The organism is Azospirillum melinis, assembly GCF_013340935.1.
In the GTDB taxonomy this organism is placed as follows: Bacteria; Pseudomonadota; Alphaproteobacteria; order Azospirillales; family Azospirillaceae; genus Azospirillum; species Azospirillum melinis.
Window position 1 is genome coordinate 1 of sequence record NZ_WHOS01000075.1, and the last position, 21,462, is coordinate 21,462.

The following is a 21,462-nucleotide window of genomic DNA, read 5'->3' on the forward strand; positions in this document are numbered from 1 at the left end:
ATTCCGCTCGGGGTGGATGCAGAGGGGGCGGCGGGAGCCGGTCAGGTCGGGCCGGGGCGCGGACGCACCCCGGCCTTGCACGGCCCGTCCTCAGACGCAGCGGCCGCCGTCGATCTCCAGCACAACGCCGGTGATGAAGGCCGCCTCGTCGGAGGCGAGATACAGCGCGGCGTTGGCGACGTCGGAGGGCTGGCCCAGGCGGCCGAGCGGAACGATGCCCAGCATGCGCGCCCGCTTCTCCGGGGTGTCGCCGCCCATGAAGGTGGCGAGCAGCGGCGTTTCGGTGGCGACCGGAGCCAGCGCGCAGACGCGGATGTTGTCGGGCGCCAGTTCCAGCGCCAGCGACTGGGTGATGTTGTGCACCGCGCCCTTCGTGGCGTTGTACCAGACCAGGCCCGGACGCGGACGCAACCCGGCGGTGGATCCGAGATTGAGGATCACGCCGGACTTCTGCGCCCGCATCGTCGCGACCACCGCCTTAGAATAGAGGTAGATCGACTTGACGTTCAGGGCGAAGACGCGGTCGAACTCCTCTTCGGTCACGTTTTCGAACGGACCATTGGCGTGGGTGGAGCCGGCGTTGTTCACCAGGATGTCGAGACGTCCGAATTTCTCGACCGTTGCGGCGATGGTCATCTCGACATCGGCGGTCCTGGTGACGTTGGCTTTGATGCCGATGGCGGACTCGCCCAGCCGCTCCGCCACCGCGACGGCGGCGTCGCCGTTGATGTCGACGACCGCCACGCGGGCGCCCTCGCGCACGAAGGTTTCGGCCATCGCAAGACCCAGGCCCTGCGCCGCCCCGGTGATCAGGGCAACCTTGCCGTCCAGGCGCTTCGTCATTCTCGGTTCCTTCCCCAGGGAATTATGTGGTGATGGGGGAGGCTATCCGCGCCGAACCGGCCGTGCTATGGACCATCCGTCATAACTGCTATCAGCAGCCAAAGCATAACGGAGCGAAGCACGGCCCCAGCTTCCGTCAAAGCGCGCTGTCTTCTCCGGCACTGCCGGGAGCGACGACCTTGCCCTTGAGCACGCCGTTGGCGACGCATTTGACGACTTCGACATGGATCAGCCGCAGCAGGGCACGGGTCGCCTTCGACACCGGCTGATGCAGCGGCGTCGCGGTGACCAGCATGGCGTGCATGTCCTTCGACGTGATCTCGCGCGCGATCAGCCGGCCCTGGCGCACCTCGCGGTGGACGGCGCCGAAGGGAAGGATGGTCGATCCCATTCCCTCCTCCACCAGCTGCTTGATGGCGGTGACGGAGTCGATCTCCATATCGACCTGCAGATCGATGTCGGCCCGGCGCACCGCCGCATCCACCACCCGGCGCAGGCCGTTTTCCAGGCCGGGCAGCACGAAGCGCAGGTCGGCCAGCATCTCGACCCCGACCGGCCCGTCGTCGCCGGCCGCCGCGTCCTTGGCCGATTGGACCAGCTGCAGACTTTCCACCAGCAGGGGGGACGACAGCATGCTGCGTCCGCGCCGCGCGTCGTAGAGGACGGCGAGGTCCAGCCGCCCGCCTTCCACCCATTCCAGCAGCGTGCCGCTGAACACCTCGTGGATGCGCAGGGTCGCGTCGGGATAGTTCTCGTGGAAGCGGCGGGCCAGCGGAGCGCCCAGCGTGGCGCAGATCGACGGCGGCAGCCCCAGCGTAACGGTCCCGGTCAGCCGTTCCGACTGGTCCTGGATCTCCTCCTTGATCTCGCTGAGCGCGCCCAGCAGGTGGCGCACCACGTCGTAGAGCTTGCGCCCCTGCTGGGTCAGCGAGACGCCGCGGCCATGACGGTAGAACAGGCTGGTGCGCAGCTCGTGCTCCAGCTTCTGGACCTGCCGGCTCAGCGCCGGCTGCGTGATGCCCAGCTTGACCGAGGCCTTGGAGAAGCTGCCAAGGTCGGCCACCTGAACGAAATAGCGCAGTTCCAGAAGTTCCATCGCGGGCGGCCTTGTCCTTTCAGTCCTCCCCGTCCGATAGCGAATACGCCGGTATGATACAAGCGTGGTCGCAACAGGTCAGTTCCGCCCGGCCGGCACCCCTCAATTGCGGCGCGACAGCAAACCGCGGGCGACGACCTGGGCCTGGATTTCCGCCGCCCCTTCAAAGATGTTCAGGATACGGGCGTCGCACAGCACCCGGCTGACCGGATATTCCACGGCGTAGCCGTTGCCGCCGTGGATCTGCACCGAGTTGTCGGCGTTCGACCAGGCGACGCGCGCGGCCAGCAGCTTCGCCATGCCGGCCTCGATGTCGCAGCGGCGGTCGCTGTCCTTCTCCCGCGCGGCGAAATAGGTCAACTGGCGGGCGATCATCGTTTCCACCGCCATCCAAGCCAGCTTGCCGGCGACACGCGGGAAGGCGGCGAGCGGACGGCCGAACTGGACGCGCTCCTGTGCATAGCGCAGTCCAAGCTCCATGGCGTTCTGCGCCACGCCGACGGCGCGGGCGGCGGTCTGCACGCGGGCGGATTCAAAGGTCGCCATCAACTGCTTGAAGCCCTGGCCCTCGACACCGCCCAGCAGGTTCCCGCGGGGGACGGCGAAGCCGTCGAAGCCGATTTCGTATTCCTTCATGCCGCGATATCCCAGCACCGGGATCTCGCCGCCGCTCATCCCCTCGGCCGGGAAGGGGTCCGCCTCGGTGCCGCGCGGCTTCTCGGCCAGCAGCATCGACAGGCCGCGATAGCCGGGGGCGTCCGGATCGGTGCGCACCAGCAGCGTCATCAAGTCCGACCGGCTGCCATGGGTGATCCAGGTCTTCGCCCCGGTGACGCGGTAAGTCTCGCCGTCCAGCACCGCGCGGGTGCGCAGGCTGCCCAGGTCGGACCCGGTGTTGGGCTCCGTGAAGACGGCGGTCGGCAGGATCTCGCCCGACGCGATGCGTGGCAGCCAGCGCGCCCGCTGTTCGGCGGTGCCGCCCATGCGGATCAGTTCGGCCGCGATCTCCGCGCGGGTGCCGAGGGAGCCGACGCCGATGTAACCGCGCGACAGTTCCTCGGTGACCACGCACATGGCGAGCTTGCCCATGCCCAGCCCGCCATCCTCCTCCGGCACGGTCAGGCCGAACACCCCCATGTCCGCCATCCGCTCGATGACGGGGAGCGGGATCAGCTCGTCCTTCAGGTGCCAGTCATGGGCATGCGGCTCCACCGCGTCAGCGACGAAGCGGCGGAACTGGTCGCGGACCATGTCCAGCGCCTCGTCCTCCAGGGCCGCGTCGCCGAAGCCGCCGCCATGCAGCGCATCGGTCAGCAGTTCGGCGATGCGCAGCCGCAGGCCGGAGGCGTTGCCGGCGGCGATCAGCCGGCGCACCGCCTCGGTGCGGAAGGCGTCCCGCTCCGCCTCGCCCAGCCCGAAATCGGCCGGCCGGACGATTTCGCCCTGGCTCATCGCCAGACCGCCGTCGAGCTGGGCCAGATACTCGCCGAACGCCGCCTGGAGCATGGCCGCTTCCAGCTCGCCCAGCCGGCCGGCATGGTCCAGCCGTTCCGCCCAGCCCCGCATCTGGCGCAATGCCGCGGCATAGGTCGCCACCCAGGCGAAGCCATGCGCCGCCACCTGATGGCGGTCGAGCAGCGCGGCGTCCACGCGCCCATCCGGCGCCACCAGCGCCGCGACGCCACGCTCCGCCGCCTCGGCCAGCTGCGCCACCGCATCGAGTGCCGTGGCCGTGGCCTGCAACAGATCGGGGAGCAGAAGCGGAGAGGCTTCGGGTGGGCTGACGGTGCTCAAGCTGGAAGACATCGGCGCGTTTCCCCAGTGCTCGTTATACGGTGTTCGCTATAGAGTGGTCGTCGTGCGGTGTTTGCTGTCGGGTCAGACCGTCGCTGAGGACGGACGGCCCGTCACTCCGCCGCGGCCTTTCCGCGGGACGGCAGGGCGGTTGCGAGCCCGGCAAAGGCCTGCTCGACCAGCCGGCGCTGGTCGGCCTCATGGTCGCCGTGGAAGCTGCCGGCGGGAGAGGCCGCTTCGGCGCGGGCCACGCAGGCGACGCGCGGCTCGGCACAGCCGGCCGTTTCCCGCAAGGTCTCCAGCCGGCGGTCGAGGTAGGCCCAGGCGCCCAGATTTTCCGGTTCCTCCTGCACCCACAGGCAGGAGGCGTCCGGCCAACGGCGGAACAGGGCCGACAGTTCGTCCGCGGGCAGAGGATACAGCATCTCCAGCCGCACCACCGCCACATCCACGGCGTCCAGGGCGGCCCGCTCCCGCTCCAGCTCGTAAGCCAGCTTGCCGCTGCACAGCAGGATGCGGCTGACGCGCTCGCCGGCGGTGACGACGACCGGCTGGAATCCGGTGCCGGGCGCAAAATCGGCCAGCGCCGACACCGCCGCCGGAAGGCGCAGCAGGGTCTTCGGGCTCAGCACCACCAGGGGCTTGCGGTCGCGCCGCAGCATCTGCCGGCGCAGCAGGTGGAAATAGTTCGCCGGGGTGGACGGATGCGCGATGCGGATGTTGTCGCGCGCCGCCATCTGGAGGAAGCGCTCCGGCCGGGCGGAGGAATGCTCCGGCCCCTGCCCTTCCAGACCGTGCGGCAGCAGGATGACGAGGCCGGAGGGCTGGCGCCACTTGTCCTCCGCGCTGACGATGAACTGGTCGATCAGGATCTGGGCGCCGTTGGCGAAATCGCCGAACTGCGCCTCCCAGATCACCAGCGCGTCGGGCCGTTCCAGGCTGTAGCCGTATTCGAAGCCGAGCACGGCATATTCCGACAGCGGGCTGTTGACCACGTCGAAGCGGGCCTGGGTGACGCCCAGGTGGTTCAGGCTGACATGGCGCTTCCCGGTGACGGCATCGGTCAGGGCGAAATGCCGGTGGGAGAAGGCGCCGCGCACCACGTCCTGGCCAGTCAGCCGCACCGGTACCCCGTCGGCCAGCAGCGTGGCGAAGGCCAGCGCCTCGCCGGTCGCCCAGTCCAGCGGCTCCTCGGCGCGGCGGCGGATGACGCGCTCCACCTTGCGGTCGACGGTCAGGCCATCCGGAATGGCGGCCAGCGCCGCCAGCAGAGCCCGCAGCCTGTCGGGACCGATTCCGGTGTCCGGTTCGGCCGCTGTTGAACCGCCGGCAGCCGATCCACCGGAGGCGAACGGCGCCCAGCGTCCGCCGGGGAAGCCGTCATGGTTCGGCCGGTGATCGGCGGCGGCGGCCAACGCCTCCTGGAAGCGGGCCTTGTGCCCGGCGGCAAGAGCGTCGACGGCACCCTCCCCGACCGCTCCTTCGGCGGCCAGACGCCCGGCATAGAGCGCGCGGACGGGCGGGTGGGCGTCGATCGCCGCGTAATCCAGCGGCTGGGTGAAGCGCGGCTCGTCGATCTCGTTGTGACCATTGCGGCGGTAGCCGACGAGGTCGATCACCGCATCGCGCCCGTGCGTCTGCCGGAAGGCGACCGCGAGGTCGGCAGCCCGCAGCGCCGCGTCCGGATCGTCGGCGTTGACGTGCAGGATGGGGCTGTCCACCGCCTTCCACAGCCCTGTGCAATGGAGGGAGGTCCGCGCCTCGTCGCGTTCGGTGGTGAAGCCGATCTGGTTGTTGACGACGATATGGATGGTGCCGGCGACGGTGAAGCCGGGAACGCCGGACAGTTGCAGCGCCTCGGTCACGCTGCCCTGGCCGATCACGCTTGCGTCGGTGTGCAGCAGCACGCACAGCACCCGCCGCGCCTCGCCGCCCTGCTCGCGGACAAGATCCTGACGCGCCCGCGCACGGCCCAGAATGACCGGATTGATCGCCTCCAGATGCGACGGGTTGGGGGACAGGGTCAGCGCCATCGTGCCGTCGCCGAAGGACAGGCTGCTTTCCACCCCCATGTGATAGGGAACGTCGGCGGGAACCGGCGGGTCGGCCTGGAAGGGATGCATGCCCTTGATGCCGGCGAACAGCTCGACCAGAGGCTTGCCCAGCACGTTGGCCATCAGGCTGAGCCGGCCGCGATGCATGGTCCCGACCTGCACCTCGGTGACGCCCGCCGCCGCCGCCGCCGCGAGGATGCGGTCCAGCAGCGGAATCAGCGTCTCCATCCCCTCCGCGCCGAACCGCTTCTTCGTCGGGTAGCGGGTGCCGAGCAGCCTTTCGAACTCCTCCGCCGCGCTCAGCAGCGACAGCGCCCGGCGACGGGCCTCGGGCGGCGGGGCGGCAGCCGCTCCCTCATAGGCGTCGCGCAGCCAGGACCGCAGGCCCGGATCGTCGATATGGGCGGTCTCCAGCGTCAGCGTGCCCTGATAGAGCCGGCGCAGCCGCGCGGTCTCCGCATCCCCGGACGCCGGCCCGGCGGCAGGTGCGGCACGGCCCAGCGGATCGAGGGCGGCGGCGGCATGGCCGCGCTGGCGGATCTCCTCGTGCTGCAGCGACAGCGTCTCGGATGCCGGCCCACCCGATGCAGGCCCACCCGGTGCCGACAAGTCCGGAGCGACCGCGCCCAGCTCGTCCAGGATCTGGAAGACGGCGCGCCAGCTCACGTCCACCGATGCGGGATCGTCGCGGAAGCGCTCCTGCAACGCTTCGAGATAGGCGGCCCCGGCGGCGTTGAGCGGAGAGGACGGCCTAGACATGGCGCTTACCGTTCATGCGGGTGAACATCCGTCGTTTGAGGCGATTGGGAACCGTTCCCCACAGACTACCGATCAGCCCCGCATCGCGGAGCGCATGGCGTGCCTGTAACAGATATTCATTGCGGGCATAGCAAACCGTCAGCACTCACCCCGGTTTCGCGGGGGGCCGCGGGGCCCGGCGGAAACGGTTCGTGTGGCTGATGGCTTGCCCAGCTTATGGCTGGTATGCCCACGAAACACATTCCTCTGTGCGGACGGTTGCTCCACTGTCAGGGTCACCAAATCGACCCGTCCGTTCCCGGACAGTCACCATCGTCCCCGGGACCAGCCGCCGCCAATTCCCCGGACACCGCGAGCAAGGAGATGTCGCGCCCACCGCCAGACACCGCAAACCATGATGTCCATCTGCTCCTTATCGGTCCGGTGGATGTCTTGACGGTAAAAGCGGTCGTGGACGATCAACCGTCATCGTGCCGTCACACAACAAGAACTTCGGGAGGAACAACAGCATGAAGCGCCGTCAATTCTTCAAGGGTGCCGCCGTCGCCGCCGGTGCCTCCACGCTTGCGGCTCCGGCCATCGCGCAGTCGGAGCCGACGATCCGCTGGCGCTGCGTGTCCAGTTTCCCGAAGAACATCGACGTGCTCTATGGCAGCGCCGAGGTGATGGCGAAGAACGTCGCCGAGGCGACCGACGGCAAGTTCCAGATCCAGGTCTTCGCCGCCGGCGAGGTGGTCCCGGCGCTCCAGGCGCTGGATGCCGCCAGCAACGACACGGTCGAGATGTGCCACACGGCGTCCTACTACTATGTCGGCAAGGATCCGGCCTTCGCCTTCGGCTGCTGCCTGCCCTTCGGGTTGAACACCCGCCAGCAGAACGCCTGGTTCTATCACGGCGAAGGCGGCAAGCTGCTGGAGGAGTTCTATGCCGGCTACAATCTCAAGGCGCTGGCCGGCGGCAACACCGGCGCGCAGATGGGCGGCTGGTTCCGCAACGAGATCAAGAGCGTCGAGGATCTGAAGGGGCTGAAGTTCCGCATCTCCGGCCTGGGCGGCCAGATCCTGGCCAAGCTCGGCGTGGTGGCACAGCAGGTCGGCGGCGGCGACATCTATCCGGCGCTGGAACGCGGCACCATCGACGCCGCCGAGTTCAACGGCCCCTATGACGACGAGAAGCTCGGGCTCTACAAGATCGCGCCCAACTACTACTATCCGGGCTGGTGGGACGGCACCTCGCTCCAGCACTTCTTCATCAACACCAAGCGCTGGAACGACCTGCCGAAGCACTATCAGGCGGCGCTGACGGCGGGGGCGGCGCTGGCGAACATCGACAGCGTGGCGCGCTACGACGTGCTGAACCCGGCCGCGCTGAAGCGCGTGGTCGCCAATGGCGCCAAGCTGCGCGCCTTCCCGCAGGACGTGCTGCAGGCCAGCCACAAGGCGGCGATGGAGCTTTACGACGAGCTGTCGGACAAGAACCCGGCCTTCAAGAAGTTCTACGAGAGCTACCGCCGCTTCCAGAATGATTCCAACCTCTGGCTGCAGGCGTCGGAATATGCCTATGACAGCGCGACGCTCCGCCTGACCCGGCGCTGACAGGCCGCCGCTCGTTCACGATTCCCCAGCCTCGGGCCGGGTGCCGGCACCGCCGCTCCCGGCCCGAGGCATCGTCGCGATGGTCGCGATCGGCCTTCCGGGAGAAGCTGCCCTCCATGACGAGCCCATCCCCCTCCCCCCTGATGACGGCCCTGGTCGGGGTCTGCCGGCTGGTCGACGCGGTCACCGCGCGGCTGGGCAAGGCGATCTCCTGGCTGATCCTGCTGGCGATCCTGGTTTCGGCGGTCAACGCCGTAATCCGCAAGCTGTTCGACGTCAGCTCCAACTCGTGGCTGGAACTGCAATGGGTGCTGTTCGCCGCGGTGTTCCTGCTCTGCTCGCCCTGGACGTTGCGGGAGGACGAGCACATCCGCATCGACATCGTCAACGCGATACTGACGAAGCGCGCGCGCGACGGCATCGATCTGTTCGGCCATATCGCCTTCCTGCTGCCCTTCAGCTTCGTGATGATGATCACGTCCTGGCCCTTCGCGCTTGCCTCCTACGCCATCGAGGAACAGTCGATGAACGCCGGCGGCCTGCCGCAATGGCCGGCGAAGCTGCTGATTCCGCTGGGCTTCACCCTGCTGTTCGTCCAGGGCCTGTCGGAACTGGTCAAGCGCGCCGCGGTCATGGCCGGCCATCTGGAGGACTCCGCCCAGCGGGCCGGAGGCCATCAGGCGGCCGCCGAGGCCGAGGCCGAGCGGCTGCTCGCCGCCGAGCGCGAGCGGGCCACCCCTCCCGACACCATTCCCAGCCGGTAGACGCGCGATGAGCACGACCTCCCCCTCCCTGTCGCCGCGCACCGTCCGGCTGTCCGTCATCTCCCTGCTGCTGCTGGCCGCCGTCGCCGTGGCGCTCTACGTGCTTCCGGTGCCGGGCGCCGGCGCGCTTGCCGAACAGGACGGCTGGCGCGGCTGGTTCGGCCACAACATGGCGCCGATCATGTTCGGCGTGCTGGTGGTCATGCTGCTGCTGGGCTATCCGGTCGCCTTCGCCCTGGCCGCCAACGGCCTGCTGTTCGGCCTGATCGGCATCGAGCTGGGCCTGTTCCGCCCCGACCTGTTCCAGGCGCTGCCGGAACGCGTCTACGGCACGATGAACAACGACGTGCTGCTGGCGGTGCCCTTCTTCACCTTCATGGGGCTGGTGCTGGAACGCTCCGGCATGGCCGAGGATCTGCTCGACACCATCGGGCAGCTGTTCGGTTCGATCCGCGGCGGGCTGGCCTACGCCGTCATCTTCGTCGGCGCGCTGCTGGCGGCGACGACCGGCGTGGTCGCCGCCTCGGTGATCTCCATGGGCCTGATCTCGCTGCCGATCATGCTGCGCTACGGCTACGACCGCCGTCTGGCGTCGGGCATCATCGCCGCGTCCGGCACGCTGGCCCAGATCATCCCGCCGTCGCTGGTGCTGATCGTCATGGCAGACCAGCTCGGCCGCTCCGTCGGCGACATGTACGAGGCCGCCTTCATCCCCGGCCTGCTGCTGGCCGGCCTGTACGCCCTTTACGTCTTCGTCGTCTCGATGATCTGGCCCAAGGCCGCACCCGGCCTGCCGCCGGAAGCCATCGCCTACCGCGAGCCCAACGGCGCGCGCGGCGTCTGGCAGCTCGGCGTGCTGGCGCTGTTCTCGGGCGCCGTCGCCTATTGGGTGATGGGGCGCACCGGGGTGAAGTCCGGCGCCGACCATGTCGTGCTGCTACTGTCGGTGGCGGTGACGGTGGCCTTCCTGGCCGCCACCTTCAACCGGACCTTCGGCGCGCAGCGTCTGGCGCTGCAAGCCGCGGTGACGGCGGTGCTGACGGCGGGAGCGGCGTGGCTGACGCTGAACGGCTCGACCACGCTGGCTCTGCTGGGCGATTCAATCGCGGCGGGCGCGCTCTACGCCCTGGCCGTGGCGCTGGTGGAGCGGGCCAGCGGCCGGCGCCTCATCTCCCGGATGGCGGAACAGGCGACCTTCGTCATGGTGCCGCCGCTGGCGCTGATCTTCCTGGTGCTCGGCACCATCTTCATCGGGCTCGCCACCCCGACGGAGGGCGGCGCCATGGGGGCGGTCGGCGCGCTGGCGCTGGCGGCGATGAAGAAGCGGCTGAGCTTCGACATGGTGCGGCAGGCGACCTATTCGACGGCCAAGCTGGCGGCCTTCGTGCTGTTCATCCTGATCGGGGCGCGGGTGTTCTCGCTGACCTTCTACGGTGTCAACGGCCATGTCTGGGTCGAGGAGCTGATGGTCTCCCTGCCGGGCGGCCAGATGGGCTTCCTGATCGCCGTCAGCGTGATGGTGTTCCTGCTCGCCTTCTTCCTTGATTTCTTCGAATTGGCCTTCATCGTCATCCCGCTGCTGGCTCCGGCGGCCGACCGGCTGGGCATCGATCTGGTGTGGTTCGGCATCATCCTGGCGGTGAACATGCAGACCAGCTTCATGCACCCGCCCTTTGGCTTCTCCTTGTTCTTCCTGCGCTCGGTGGCGCCGAAACTGCCCTACATCGACCGCGTGACGAAGAAGGAGACGGCACCGGTCCTGACCAGCCAGATCTATTGGGGAGCCGTGCCCTTCGTCGTCATCCAGCTGGTGATGGTGGCGCTTGTGATCGCCTTCCCGCAGATGGTCATGCATTACAAGTCGGCCGCGGTCAAACTGGACGACAAGCAGATCGAGGAGCAGTTCCAGGGCCTTGGCAGCAGCATGGACAACGAGCTGCCGCCGCTGGAATTCAAGTGAGACAGGAAGGGAAGACGACATGCGCATCGCCGTCGTAGGGGCCGGCGCCGTGGGCGGCGCGCTGGCTGGGTACCTGGCCGCGACCGGCCGGCACGAGCTGTCGCTGCTGGCGCGCGGAGCCCATCTGGCGGCGATCCGCGAGCACGGCCTGACGGTCCAGACGCCGACGGGCACGCTCGGCAGCCGGCCGCAGGCCAGCGACGACGCCGGCGAACTGGGTCCGCAGGACGTGGTGATCGTCACGGTCAAGGGGCACGGCCTGCCGGCGCTGGCCTCGTCCTTCCCGGCGCTCTGCGGTCCGGACACGCTGGTGGTGGCGGCGCAGAACGGCATCCCCTGGTGGTATCTGTACGGCGCCGGGGACGACGTGATGCCGGAACCGCTGGAGGTGGTCGATCCCGGCGGCGCCGTCTGGTCGGCCATCGGGCCGGAACGGGTCGCCGCCTGCGTGATCGAGGTTCTCCCCGCCCGCATCGTCGAGCCGGGCATCGTCGCCCACAGCGCCATGCCGATGCTGGCCTTCGGGGCGCCGCGTCCCGGCGACCATGCCGAAAGGCTGGCGGCCCTGGCAGAGTCCTTCAACGCCGCCGGCGCCACCGCCCGGCTGCCCGCCGACATCCGCGCCCCGCTGTGGAGCAAGCTGATGCTCAACATGGCCGTCGGCCCGACCAGCGTGCTGACCGGCGCCACCATGGGCGCCATGGAGCAGGCCGCCGGCATGACCGCCGTCCAGGGCCGGCTGATGCGCGAATGCCTGGCCGTGGCCCGCGCCTGGGGCGTCCACCTGCCCGACGACGTCGACGAGCGGCTCGGCCGCGGCAGCGGCGTTCCCGGCCACAAGCCGTCGATGCTGCAGGATTTCGAAGCCGGGCGCAGCATGGAGATCGACCCCATCGTGACCGCCGTCCTCGAACTGGCCCGCCGCCGCGGCGTGCCGGTGCCGACCATCGAAACGCTGTGGGCACTGACCGCCCTGAAGGAGCGGGTGGCCCGCGCCGGCTGACTCAAACGCCGCCGCACCCGCCCTCGAACGAACGGATTTCCGGAGAAGACCCGACATGCCTGCCGACCACCGTCAAAACACCAACTTCATCGCCGGAAGCTGGCGGCCGGGCCGCGACCGGCTCGACATCTTCAACCCGTCGGATCTCGACGAGCTGGCCGGCTCCTACACGCTTGCCGGTGCCGACGACGTGGCCGAAGCCGTGGCCGCCGCCCGAAACGCCCAGCCGCACTGGCGCGCCGCGACGGTGGAGCAGCGCTCCCTGGTGCTCGACGCCATCTCCCGCGCGCTGTTCGACGGCAAGGACGAGCTGGCGCGGATCGCCGCCACCGAGGGCGGCAAGACCATCCCCGACGCGCTGGGCGAGATCGTCCGCGCCGCCCATCTCGCCCGGTTCTTCTCGGCCGAGGCGCTGCGGGCGCCGGGCGAGACGCTGGGCTCGGTGCGTCCGGGGGTCGAGGTGGACGTGACGCGCGAGCCGGTCGGCGTCATCGGTCTGGTGACGCCCTGGAACTTCCCGGTCGCCACCCCGATGTGGAAGATCGCCCCGGCGCTCGCCTTCGGCAACGCGGTGATCTGGAAGCCGTCGGAAAAGACCCCCGGCATCTCCATCGCCGTCACCCGCATCATCGCGTCGGCGCTGGAGGCGCACGGCATGCCGGCCGGCCTGTTCAACCTGGTGATCGGCGCCGGTCCGAATGTCGGCGCCGCGGTGGTCGATGCGGTGGACGCGGTGTCCTTCACCGGGTCCGTCAACACTGGACGGCGCATCGCCGTGCGCTGCGCCGAGCGCATGATCCGCGTCCAGCTCGAACTGGGCGGGCAGAACCCGCTGGTGGTGCTGGGCGACGCCGACCCGGAGCGTGCTGCCGAGATCGGCGTCAACAGCGCCTATTTCCATGCCGGTCAGCGCTGCACCGCCACCGGCCGCTTCATCGTCGAGGACAGCATCCACGACGCCTTCGTCGCCGCGATGGTCGAGCGGATGGCGGTCCTGCGCGTCGGCCATGCCCTTCTGCCGGAGACCCAGATCGGCCCGGTGATCGACGAGTTCCAGCTGACCAAGAACCTGCAATACATAGACACAGGCCTGAACGAGGGCGCCCGGCTGGCGTCCGGCGGCACGCGGCTGGAGCGGCCGACGCGCGGATGGTTCCTGGCGCCGACGCTGTTCACCGACACCGCCAACGCCATGACCATCAACCGGGAAGAGGTGTTCGGCCCGGTCGCCAGCGTCATCCGCGTCCGGGATTACGACGAGGCGCTGGCCGTCGCCAACGACACCGATTACGGCCTGTCGTCGGGCATTATCACCAACTCGATGAAGCATGCCCGCCATTTCCAGGCCAACATCCAGGCCGGCATGACCATGCTGAACCTGCCGACCGCCGGCGTCGACTACCATGTCCCCTTCGGCGGGCGGAAGATGTCGAGCTACGGCCCGCGCGAGCAGGGACGTTCGGCCATCGAATTCTACACCATCATCAAGACGGCCTACCGCGCGCTGTGACGCAGGCCCGAAGCCCAGGGAGAGCTCCCTTGCCGAACGATATCCAGACCACCAAACGCCCGGACTTCGCGACGGCCGTGCTCGCCCCCATCCGCACCATCGTCGGCGACCGCGGCCTGATCACCGACGCCGAAACCATGAAGCCCTTCATGGAATCCTGGCGCGACGGCTGGGTCGGCCGGTCGCCCGCCGTGGTGCTGCCCGACAGCACCGAGGCTCTCGCCGCGGTGGTCCGCATCTGCGCCGAAACCCGCACGCCGATCGTGCCCCAGGGCGGCAACACCGGCCTGACCGGGGCCAGCCAGCCGCATGCCGACGGATCGGAGATCGTCATCTCGACCAACCGGCTGAACCGCATCCGTGAAATCGACATCGACAACGACACGATGACGGTGGAGGCCGGCTGCATCCTCGCCAACATCCAGAGCGCGGCGCGCGACGTCGGCCGGCTGTTCCCGATGAGCCTCGCCGCCGAAGGATCCTGCCAGATCGGCGGCAACATCGCGACCAATGCCGGCGGCGTGCAGGTCGTGCGCTACGGCAACATGCGCAACCTCGTGGCCGGGCTGGAGGTGGTGCTGCCCGACGGACGGATCTGGGACGGGCTGCGCGGCCTGCGCAAGGACAATGCCGGCTACGACCTGAAACAGATCTTCATCGGCTCCGAAGGCACGCTGGGCATCGTCACCGCCGCGGTGCTGAAGCTGTCGCCGCTGCCGCGCGCCACCGCCACCGCGCTGGTCGCCGTGTCGGCCCCCAGCGACGCCGTCGATCTGCTGACCCGCGCCAAGGGCGTGGCGGGCGACCGCATCGTCACTTTCGAGCTGATCCAGCGCGCCTGCATCGACGTGGCCCGCCGCCATGTGCCGGACGTGCCCGATCCCCTGCGCGACCGCTATCCCTGGTACGTGCTGGTGGAGCTGGCCGACCAGGATTCCGGCAACCGGCTGGCCGAGATGCTGGAAGGCATCCTGGAGGCGGGGATGGAGGCCGGCGAAGTGCTGGACGGCGTGGTCGCCGCATCGAAGGCCCAGGCCGATTCGCTGTGGCGCATCCGCGAAGGCATCCCGGAAGGGCAGAAGCGCGAGGGCGTGTCCTTCAAGCACGACGTCTCGGTGCCGATCTCCCGCGTCGCGCGCTTCCTCGACCGCACCGACGCGGCGCTGGAGCGGGCCTGCCCGGGCATCCGCCCCTTCTCCTTCGGCCATCTCGGCGACGGCAACATCCATTACAACCCAATCCAGGCGGAAGACGGCGACCCGGCCGAATGGCGGGCGAAGCTGGCGACGGTCAACGCCATCGTCCACGACATCGTCGTCGATCTCGGTGGGTCGATCTCGGCCGAGCACGGCATCGGCCGCCTGCGCATCGACGAGATGCCGCGCTACAAGTCGCCGGTGGAACTGGAGATGATGGCGACGCTGAAGCGTGCCTTCGATCCGCACAACCTGATGAATCCGGGCAAGATCCTGCATTCCTCCGAGGTGGCCTCCGAGGTGGCGCCCAAGGTGGCGCCATGACCTTCGACCATTTGAAGGACTGGATCGGCCGGGTGGAGATGCGGACCGACACCGCCATCGCCGCACCGCTGGCCGGGCTGGCGGCGACGCTGGACCACGACACCCCGCCCTGGCCGGCGGGGGAGTTGCCGCCGCTCGGCCACTGGCTGCATTTCCTCCCCAACGCGCCGCAGCGGGACATCGGCGAGGACGGCCACCCGCACAAGGGCGGTTTCCTGCCGCCGGTCCCGCTGCCCCGCAGGATGTGGGCCGGCAGCGACATGCGTTTCCTGGCGCCGATCCCCATCGGTGCGGAGATGCGTCGCACCTCCACCATCGAAGCGGTGGAGCACAAGGCCGGCCGGTCGGGCGAAATGGTGTTCGTCAGCCTGAGGCATGAGATCGCGACCGACGCCGGCGTCGCCATCCGTGAAAAGCAGGACATCGTCTACCGCGAGGCCGCCAGGCCGGGCGAGGCGCCGCCCCCGTCATCCGCCGATCCCCTGCCCGCGGCCGACTGGACCCGAGGCGTCATCCCCGATCCGGTGCTGCTGTTCCGCTATTCCGCCCTGACCTTCAACGGCCACCGCATCCATTACGACCGCCCCTACTGCCGCGAGGCCGAAGGCTATCCGGGGCTGGTTGTGCATGGGCCGCTGACGGCGACGCTGCTGATGGATCTGGTGTTGCGCAATCTTGGCAGCGGTTCCGAGGGCCGGCGGGTCGCCGGTTTCCGCTTCCGCGCCCGCCGGCCGCTGTTCGACACCGCACCCTTCACCCTGAACGCGGCGAACCGGGGGGATGGCGAGATCGACGGATGGGCGGTCGGTCCGGACGGACAGGTCGCCATGACAGCCGAATTCGCGGTCACGCCGGGAGCAGACAGGCCAAGAGCAGACACACCATGAGCGCGCCGGTTCGGGACGGAGGATTTTCCAGCGGGCGGCCCCGCCGCAGCTGGCTGTTCACCCCGGCGACGCGCCCCGACCGCTTCGACCGTGCCGCGCGGTCCGGTGCCGATGTCCTGATCGTCGATCTGGAGGACGCCGTGCCACCTGCCGACAAGGCGGCGGCGCGCGATGCGGCGTTGACAGCCCTGGCGGCGGCACCCGCCGCGCCGATCCTGCGGGCGCTGCGCATCAACGCGCCGGTGACGCCGGAGGGGTTGGAGGATCTGCTGGCCCTGATGCGCCGCCCGCAAGGCGGCGGGCCGGATTTCGTCATCGTGCCGAAGGTCGACAGTCCCGAGATGATCCGCTGGATCGACACGCTTCTGAGCGGCGCGGGCAGGCCCCTGCCGCTGGTGGCGCTGATCGAGTCCGCCCCCGGCATCGCGGCGGTGGAGGACATCGCCCGCGCATCGCCCCGGCTGGCCGCCCTGTTCTTCGGGGCCGCCGACCTGTCCGCCGATCTGGGCTGCGCCACCGCGTGGGAACCGCTTCTGTCGGCACGGTCCCGGCTGATCAATGCCGCAGCGCTTGCGGGCATCGAAGCTGTGGATTCGCCCTTCTTCGATCTGACGGACAGCGCCGGGTTGCAACGGGAAGCGGCATCCGCCCTGTCGTTGGGATTCGGCGCCAAGGCGGCGATCCATCCCGGCCAGATATCCACCATCACCGCGACATTCACCCCGACCGAAGCCGAGATCGCCCAAGCCCGCCGCATCCTGGCTGAAAGTGCCAAGGGCGTCGCGGTGGTCGATGGCCGTATGATCGACGAAGCGATGGCGCGCAAGGCCCGCCGCATCCTGTCCCGCACCACATGTGCCAACCAGCCGCAAGAGGATCGCCTCCCATAAAAATCCTCTTCGACAGAAAACGCCTGGTGGCGGTGGTTTTTCGCGTGGGAGAGAGGGTGAAGTCGGCAAACCAGAATCTTAGGGTGCGTTGGCGCATTCCGTCGCTTCGCTACCGACCGACAGGTGGCGCGCGCCAGCCCAAATCACCATTGCAGCTGCACTGAAGGCTGCTCCCAGCATGGAAACGCCGTGCCAGCCGGCATGGGCGTAGACCATGGTCGCGGTACTTGCTCCAATGGCACTGCCCATCGAATAGAAAACCATGTAGCCGCCGACGAGACGGCTACGTGCCGTCGGGTGGCGAGCGACGATGATGCTCTGGTTGGTGACGTGGACCGCCTGCACGGCAAGATCGAGCAGGACAACGCCGATCAGCAGAAGCGGAATCGACGACGGCAGAAACGCGATCAGCCCCCACGACAGCAGCAGGAGCGTGAGAGACAGTGCTGTCGTCCATTTGCCGAGACCGCGGTCCGCCAGGCGTCCCGCACCTGTCGCGGCTGCCACCCCTGCCAGACCGACCAGACCGAACAGACCGATCTGCGTGTGCGAGTAGTTGAAAGGAGCCGTGCTGAGCGGCAGGACCAGGCTTGTCCAGAATGTGCTGAAGGTCGCGAAAATCAGCAGAGCGAGAAGACCGCGCGCCAGCAAAACCCGGTCACGCAGAAACAGGGAGGGCATGGAGCGCAATATCTCCGCATAGCTGTCGGTGCTGCCCGGCAGCGGATTTCGCGGCAGAACACGCGTCAGCAGCCCGACCATAACAGCCATCAGAACGGCCGACGTCAGATAGACCACCCGCCAGCCGCCGACATCCGCGAGCAGTCCGGCAACGAAGCGGGCAGCGAGGATGCCGATGACGACGCCGCTTGTTACCGTGCCGACTGCCTTTCCCCGTTCGGCAGGCCTTGCCAGGGTCGCGGCAAAGGCGACCAGAACCTGCACCATGACGGCGAGCAGGCCCATCGCGACAAGGCCGGTGAACAGGACCCCTTCGGTTTTCGCTGCCGCAACGGCGACCAACGCGACGACCGACAAAAGGCCTTGCCCAATGACAAGCCGACGGCTGTCAAGTATATCACCGAGCGGAACGATGAAGATCAGCCCCAGTGCATAGCCGACCTGGGTCAGCGTCACGACAAGTCCAATCGCAGCGGGCGAAATTCCAAAATCCCTCGCGATTGCATCGAGCAATGGCTGAGCGAAATAGACATTCGCTACGCTGATGCCGGCGGCAATGGCAAAGATCAGCGTCGTACCTCTTGATAGCCCGCCGTCCGGCTGACGTCGTCTCCATGATTCTCTTGCGCTCTGCATGGCGATCCCGTTCGTGAAGCCAATCTGGTTTCATATCGAGACCACTTGTGCAGGGAGAATTCCAGTTCTAAATTAGGACCAGTTTTGGGTGGTGGAGGCTGGTGGCATGGTCAAGCGGGTCAGTCTTTGGGATGCGGGTTGCCCGGTGGCGCGGGCGCTCGATGTCATCGGCGATTGGTGGTCACTCCTGATCATTCGCGACGCCTTCGACGGAGTGCGACGGTTCAACGAGTTCCAGAGCGGCCTTGGTATCGCCAAGGGAATGTTGGCAACCCGGCTGCGCGATCTGACCGAACGCGGCATTCTGGAGACCGCGCCGGCTTCGGACGGCAGCGCCTACAAGGAATATGTCCTGACCGAAAAAGGGCGCGGCCTTTTCCTCGTTATCGTCGCGCTGCGCCAGTGGGGCGAAGACCATCTCTATGGCCCTGATGAACCGCGATCCTCGATGATCGCCGCTGAAACGGGCCTCCCGGTTGCCCGTCTGGAACTGCACGCAGGAGACGGGCGGGTTCTAGCATGGAGCGATACGAGGGTGATAAAGGCCGATAAAAACTGATCGAATGCAGAGATGGCAAAGCAGCACTCCGGGACGGTGTGCGAAGGAGGCAGCATGCCCTCCGGCTGCTAGATCTCCTCCTCCAACTCTCCGTTGCTTCTCGATGTGTCATAGGCGCGCTGCGCTCTTTCCATCGCGGGGCCGTTGGCGAGCGACCAGTTGTAAAGAGCGGCGAAGGGTTCGCGCAGCGAGCAGCCAAGATCGGTAATCGTGTACTCGACGCCGATCGGCTGCGTCGGCAGGACTTTGCGACTGACGAGGCCGTTGCGCTCCAGACGCTTCAATGCCTCGGACAAAGCCTTGTGGGTGATGCCGTCGAGGCGGCGCTTGAGGTCGTTGAACCGCGCCGGCTGCGTGCAGAGGACACTCAGGATCAGCACCGTCCACTTGTTGGCGATATGTTCGAGGATGGGCCGCGTCGCGGTGACATCGAGCGGCAGTTCGAGCACGTCTCTGGCCATAGGTATACACCTCGATATCTGAGCACTATCTGGTATCTAGGCGCCATCAGGTGCCTTCTTGTAATTAGATATATAAATGATAGCTGTTCGTCATCACCAGCGATGTGAGGACGCATGAGCGGGCTTTCAGGAAAAATCGCCGTCGTGGTCGGTGGCCATGGCGGCATCGGTGGCGCCATTGCAGAGCGGTTCGCGGCGGAAGGCGCCACGGTCTACGCCACCAGCCGTCGCGCCGAAGAGGGCGAGGTCGAGCTTGGGGCCGGCAGGCTGCGCGCGCGCCGCGTCGATGCTTCAGATCTGACTGCGCTCGCCGCCTTCTTCGAGGCGGTGGGCAGCGAAGCCGGGCGGGTGGACGTGCTCGCCGTCAACGCCGGTATCTCCGAGTTCGCGACCCTCGACGGCATCGGCGAGGATCATTTCGACCGGACCTTCGGCCTCAACGTGCGTGCGCTGCTGTTTGCCGCCAAGGCTGCGACGGCGATCATGCCGGATGGCGGTTCGATCGTGCTGGTGGGCTCGATCGCCGGCGCGATCGGCACCAAAGGCTATGGCGTCTACGGGGCGACCAAGGCCGCTGTACGCTCGTTCGCGCGGACCTGGGCCAACGAACTGGCGCCCCGCAACATCCGCGTCAACGTCGTGGCACCGGGACCAACCGACACCGCCATGATGGCAGCGACATCCGACGAGGTGCGCGAGACGCTGACGACGTTGATCCCGCTCGGCCGTATGGGTCGTGCCGACGAAGTGGCCTCGGCCGCGCTGTTCCTCGCCAGCGACCAAAGCAGCTTCATCACCGGGGCCGAGCTGCCGGTCGACGGCGGCATGGCGCAGGTCTGATCTGTGCGACGCCGGGCGGGAGACCGTGGCGCTGACCCGGCCTCGGCTCCCCCCGGCGGTCGAACCGGATGCTGCCGTCGGCTCAGACTTGGTGGAACGCCTGACCGGCCCGCGCCGCGTGCATTCCCGCGAGTCTGCCGGACGTAAACGCCCAGGCCAGGTGATGGCCGTGCCCTTCCAGCAGCAGGCCGCCCTGCCCGACCGACCCGACGGCGTAGAGGCCCGGAATCGCCTGTCCGTCGCCGCGCGTCACCTGATGGTCCCGGTTCACCGTCAGGCCGCCATCGGTCAGGATGATCCAGCTTTTGACCGGACCCAGCGCATGGAACGGCCCCTTGCCGACCGACGGCGGCCCGCCGGCCGCGGTGTCCCGGGTGGTGACCGCCCTGGCCAATGCCTGGGCGGGCACCCCCATGGAGGCAGCCAGTTCTTCGATCGACCCGCCGCGGTGATAGAGGTCCGGCCTTGTCCGCTTGTAGTCCTGGAGATAGGCGTAGGCGACGCCGGGGGCGGTCGAGATGAAATACGGCCATTTGGCGAATTTGCGCGCCACCTCGTCGTCGAAGACGATATAGCCGACCTTGTCGGGCTGTTCGGCCAGGGCGTAGTTCGGGCGGTCCAGCTCGTCGGCGAAGCGCTCGCCGCGCTTGTTGACCAGGATCGCCCCCTCGCGGAACAGCGAAGGCTCCGGGCTGAGATAGGTGGTCACGAATGACAGGATGAACGGGCGCAGGCTCCAGGTCGGCAGCTTTTCCAGCGCCATGCGCATGGCGCCGGTCAACAGCCGGTGCGGTGGCAGGCGAAGGAGGGCGCTGGGCTTGGCCGGCGGCATGAAGCGCAGGTTCGGGCCATAGACGACCTCCCCGAACTTCACTTCGGCGCCGAGTTCCTCGCCGAACCGGTGCCCGTCGCCGACATTCGTCGTGTTCACGCCATCCACTTCGGCGACCGCTGGATTGAAACGCCGCTTCAGGTCCGGGCTGGACGAGTAATCGCCGGTGGCCAGGATGACCGCGCGGCGGGCGCGCAGTTCATGGGGACGGCCGTCGATCCGGGCAGCCACGCCGACGACGCGTCCATTCTCCACCAGCAGACGCTCCACCGTCGCGTTCACCCGCGCGTCGACGCCGACGCGACGCGCCTCGCGCCCGACGAAGTAGATGTAGGCCCGCGAGTTGGGAAGCACGTTGTGCATGCGCGGCTGGCGGTGCGGCGGCTCGGGCATCGGGCCGTAGAAGGTCACCCCCAGCGACATCAGCCATTCCACGCTGGCCGGGACATTTTCCACCAGAATGCGCCGCAGCTCCTCATTGTCGGCCGCCGCCGCGGTCTCGCCGGCGAACTTCGCGGCGAACTTCCCCATGTCCTCGAAATGGGCCTGGGGATCGTCGACGATGCCGGCGCGGCGCTGATGGGGGGTGTTGGTGGCGGTGATCGAGCCGATCGACAGGCCGGTGCTGCCGCGCAGTTCCGTGTGCTTCTCCAGCAGGATCACCCGCGCACCTTCCCGGCGGGCGAAGATCGCGGCGGTCAGGCCGGAGCCCCCACCGCCCACCACCACGATGTCCGTTTCTTCGCGAACGGCGTCAGCGCTCATTTTTCAGTGCCTT

The 21,462-nt window shown here is 68.1% G+C and carries 17 protein-coding genes; 10 read left to right on the forward strand and 7 right to left on the reverse strand.

Going from position 1 to position 21,462, the window contains the following annotated elements; translation table 11 throughout:
- Nucleotides 1-90: 90 nt before the first annotated feature.
- From GBZ48_RS31855 to GBZ48_RS31870, 4 genes are all read right to left on the reverse strand, one after another.
- The gene (locus GBZ48_RS31855; protein WP_174474680.1) at nt 91-843 is read right to left on the reverse strand and encodes a glucose 1-dehydrogenase; all 753 of its coding nucleotides are present in this window, start codon (nt 841-843) and stop codon (nt 91-93) included.
- Nucleotides 844-979: 136 nt separating this feature from the next.
- Nucleotides 980-1,939, reverse strand: a complete 960-nt coding sequence (locus GBZ48_RS31860; protein WP_174474681.1) for a LysR family transcriptional regulator — start codon at nt 1,937-1,939, stop codon at nt 980-982.
- Between the two features lie 102 nt (nt 1,940-2,041).
- On the reverse strand, nt 2,042-3,745 hold the full coding sequence (locus GBZ48_RS31865) for an acyl-CoA dehydrogenase family protein (RefSeq protein WP_174474682.1): 1,704 nt from the start codon (nt 3,743-3,745) through the stop codon (nt 2,042-2,044).
- 101 nt (nt 3,746-3,846) lie between these two features.
- Nucleotides 3,847-6,546 carry a 2-oxoglutarate dehydrogenase E1 component gene (locus GBZ48_RS31870; protein ID WP_174474683.1) on the reverse strand — a complete coding sequence of 900 codons (2,700 nt, stop codon included), beginning with the start codon at nt 6,544-6,546 and terminating at the stop codon, nt 3,847-3,849.
- Nucleotides 6,547-7,055: 509 nt separating this feature from the next.
- On the opposite strand from GBZ48_RS31870, the gene GBZ48_RS31875 reads away from it, so the two are divergent.
- The 8 genes from GBZ48_RS31875 (at nt 7,056) to GBZ48_RS31910 (ending at nt 16,675) form a co-directional block, all read left to right on the forward strand.
- Nucleotides 7,056-8,141, forward strand: a complete 1,086-nt coding sequence (locus GBZ48_RS31875) for a TRAP transporter substrate-binding protein (RefSeq protein WP_174474684.1) — start codon at nt 7,056-7,058, stop codon at nt 8,139-8,141.
- A gap of 116 nt (nt 8,142-8,257) precedes the next feature.
- Nucleotides 8,258-8,905, forward strand: coding sequence for a TRAP transporter small permease subunit (locus GBZ48_RS31880; RefSeq protein ID WP_246307596.1), 648 nt, complete (start codon nt 8,258-8,260; stop codon nt 8,903-8,905).
- Nucleotides 8,906-9,074: 169 nt separating this feature from the next.
- Entirely contained in the window at nt 9,075-10,865 is a 1,791-nt protein-coding gene (locus GBZ48_RS31885; RefSeq protein WP_174474702.1) for a TRAP transporter large permease subunit, read from the forward strand.
- Between the two features lie 19 nt (nt 10,866-10,884).
- Nucleotides 10,885-11,868: a ketopantoate reductase family protein gene (locus GBZ48_RS31890; RefSeq protein ID WP_174474685.1), complete on the forward strand. Its 984-nt coding sequence runs from the start codon at nt 10,885-10,887 to the stop codon at nt 11,866-11,868.
- Nucleotides 11,869-11,923: 55 nt separating this feature from the next.
- A complete protein-coding gene (locus tag GBZ48_RS31895; protein ID WP_174474686.1) occupies nt 11,924-13,378 on the forward strand; it encodes an aldehyde dehydrogenase family protein in 1,455 nt (484 codons plus the stop codon).
- A gap of 29 nt (nt 13,379-13,407) precedes the next feature.
- Nucleotides 13,408-14,898 carry an FAD-binding oxidoreductase gene (locus GBZ48_RS31900; protein WP_211105960.1) on the forward strand — a complete coding sequence of 497 codons (1,491 nt, stop codon included), beginning with the start codon at nt 13,408-13,410 and terminating at the stop codon, nt 14,896-14,898.
- Entirely contained in the window at nt 14,895-15,785 is an 891-nt protein-coding gene (locus GBZ48_RS31905; RefSeq protein WP_174474687.1) for an HTD2 family dehydratase, read from the forward strand. Before GBZ48_RS31900 ends, GBZ48_RS31905 begins: the two co-directional genes overlap by 4 nt.
- Complete coding sequence (locus GBZ48_RS31910) at nt 15,782-16,675, forward strand: aldolase/citrate lyase family protein (protein WP_174474688.1); 894 nt, start codon at nt 15,782-15,784, stop codon at nt 16,673-16,675. The genes GBZ48_RS31905 and GBZ48_RS31910 overlap by 4 nt, the downstream gene beginning before the upstream one ends.
- Nucleotides 16,676-16,753: 78 nt before the next feature.
- Here the strand turns inward: GBZ48_RS31910 and GBZ48_RS31915 are convergent, their stop codons facing one another.
- Nucleotides 16,754-17,992 (reverse strand): MFS transporter, encoded by a 1,239-nt coding sequence (locus tag GBZ48_RS31915; protein ID WP_174474689.1) that lies wholly within the window; start codon nt 17,990-17,992, stop codon nt 16,754-16,756.
- 106 nt (nt 17,993-18,098) lie between these two features.
- On the opposite strand from GBZ48_RS31915, the gene GBZ48_RS31920 reads away from it, so the two are divergent.
- A complete protein-coding gene (locus GBZ48_RS31920; protein WP_174474690.1) occupies nt 18,099-18,551 on the forward strand; it encodes a winged helix-turn-helix transcriptional regulator in 453 nt (150 codons plus the stop codon).
- Nucleotides 18,552-18,619: 68 nt separating this feature from the next.
- On the opposite strand, the gene GBZ48_RS31925 is transcribed toward GBZ48_RS31920, so the two are convergent.
- Nucleotides 18,620-19,012 carry a winged helix-turn-helix transcriptional regulator gene (locus GBZ48_RS31925; protein WP_174474691.1) on the reverse strand — a complete coding sequence of 131 codons (393 nt, stop codon included), beginning with the start codon at nt 19,010-19,012 and terminating at the stop codon, nt 18,620-18,622.
- Between the two features lie 114 nt (nt 19,013-19,126).
- Here GBZ48_RS31925 and GBZ48_RS31930 point away from each other — a divergent pair, with 114 nt between their 5' ends.
- Nucleotides 19,127-19,852 carry an SDR family NAD(P)-dependent oxidoreductase gene (locus GBZ48_RS31930; RefSeq protein ID WP_174474692.1) on the forward strand — a complete coding sequence of 242 codons (726 nt, stop codon included), beginning with the start codon at nt 19,127-19,129 and terminating at the stop codon, nt 19,850-19,852.
- Between the two features lie 82 nt (nt 19,853-19,934).
- Here the strand turns inward: GBZ48_RS31930 and GBZ48_RS31935 are convergent, their stop codons facing one another.
- Nucleotides 19,935-21,449: an FAD-dependent oxidoreductase gene (locus GBZ48_RS31935; RefSeq protein ID WP_174474693.1), complete on the reverse strand. Its 1,515-nt coding sequence runs from the start codon at nt 21,447-21,449 to the stop codon at nt 19,935-19,937.
- Nucleotides 21,450-21,462 lie beyond the last annotated feature (13 nt).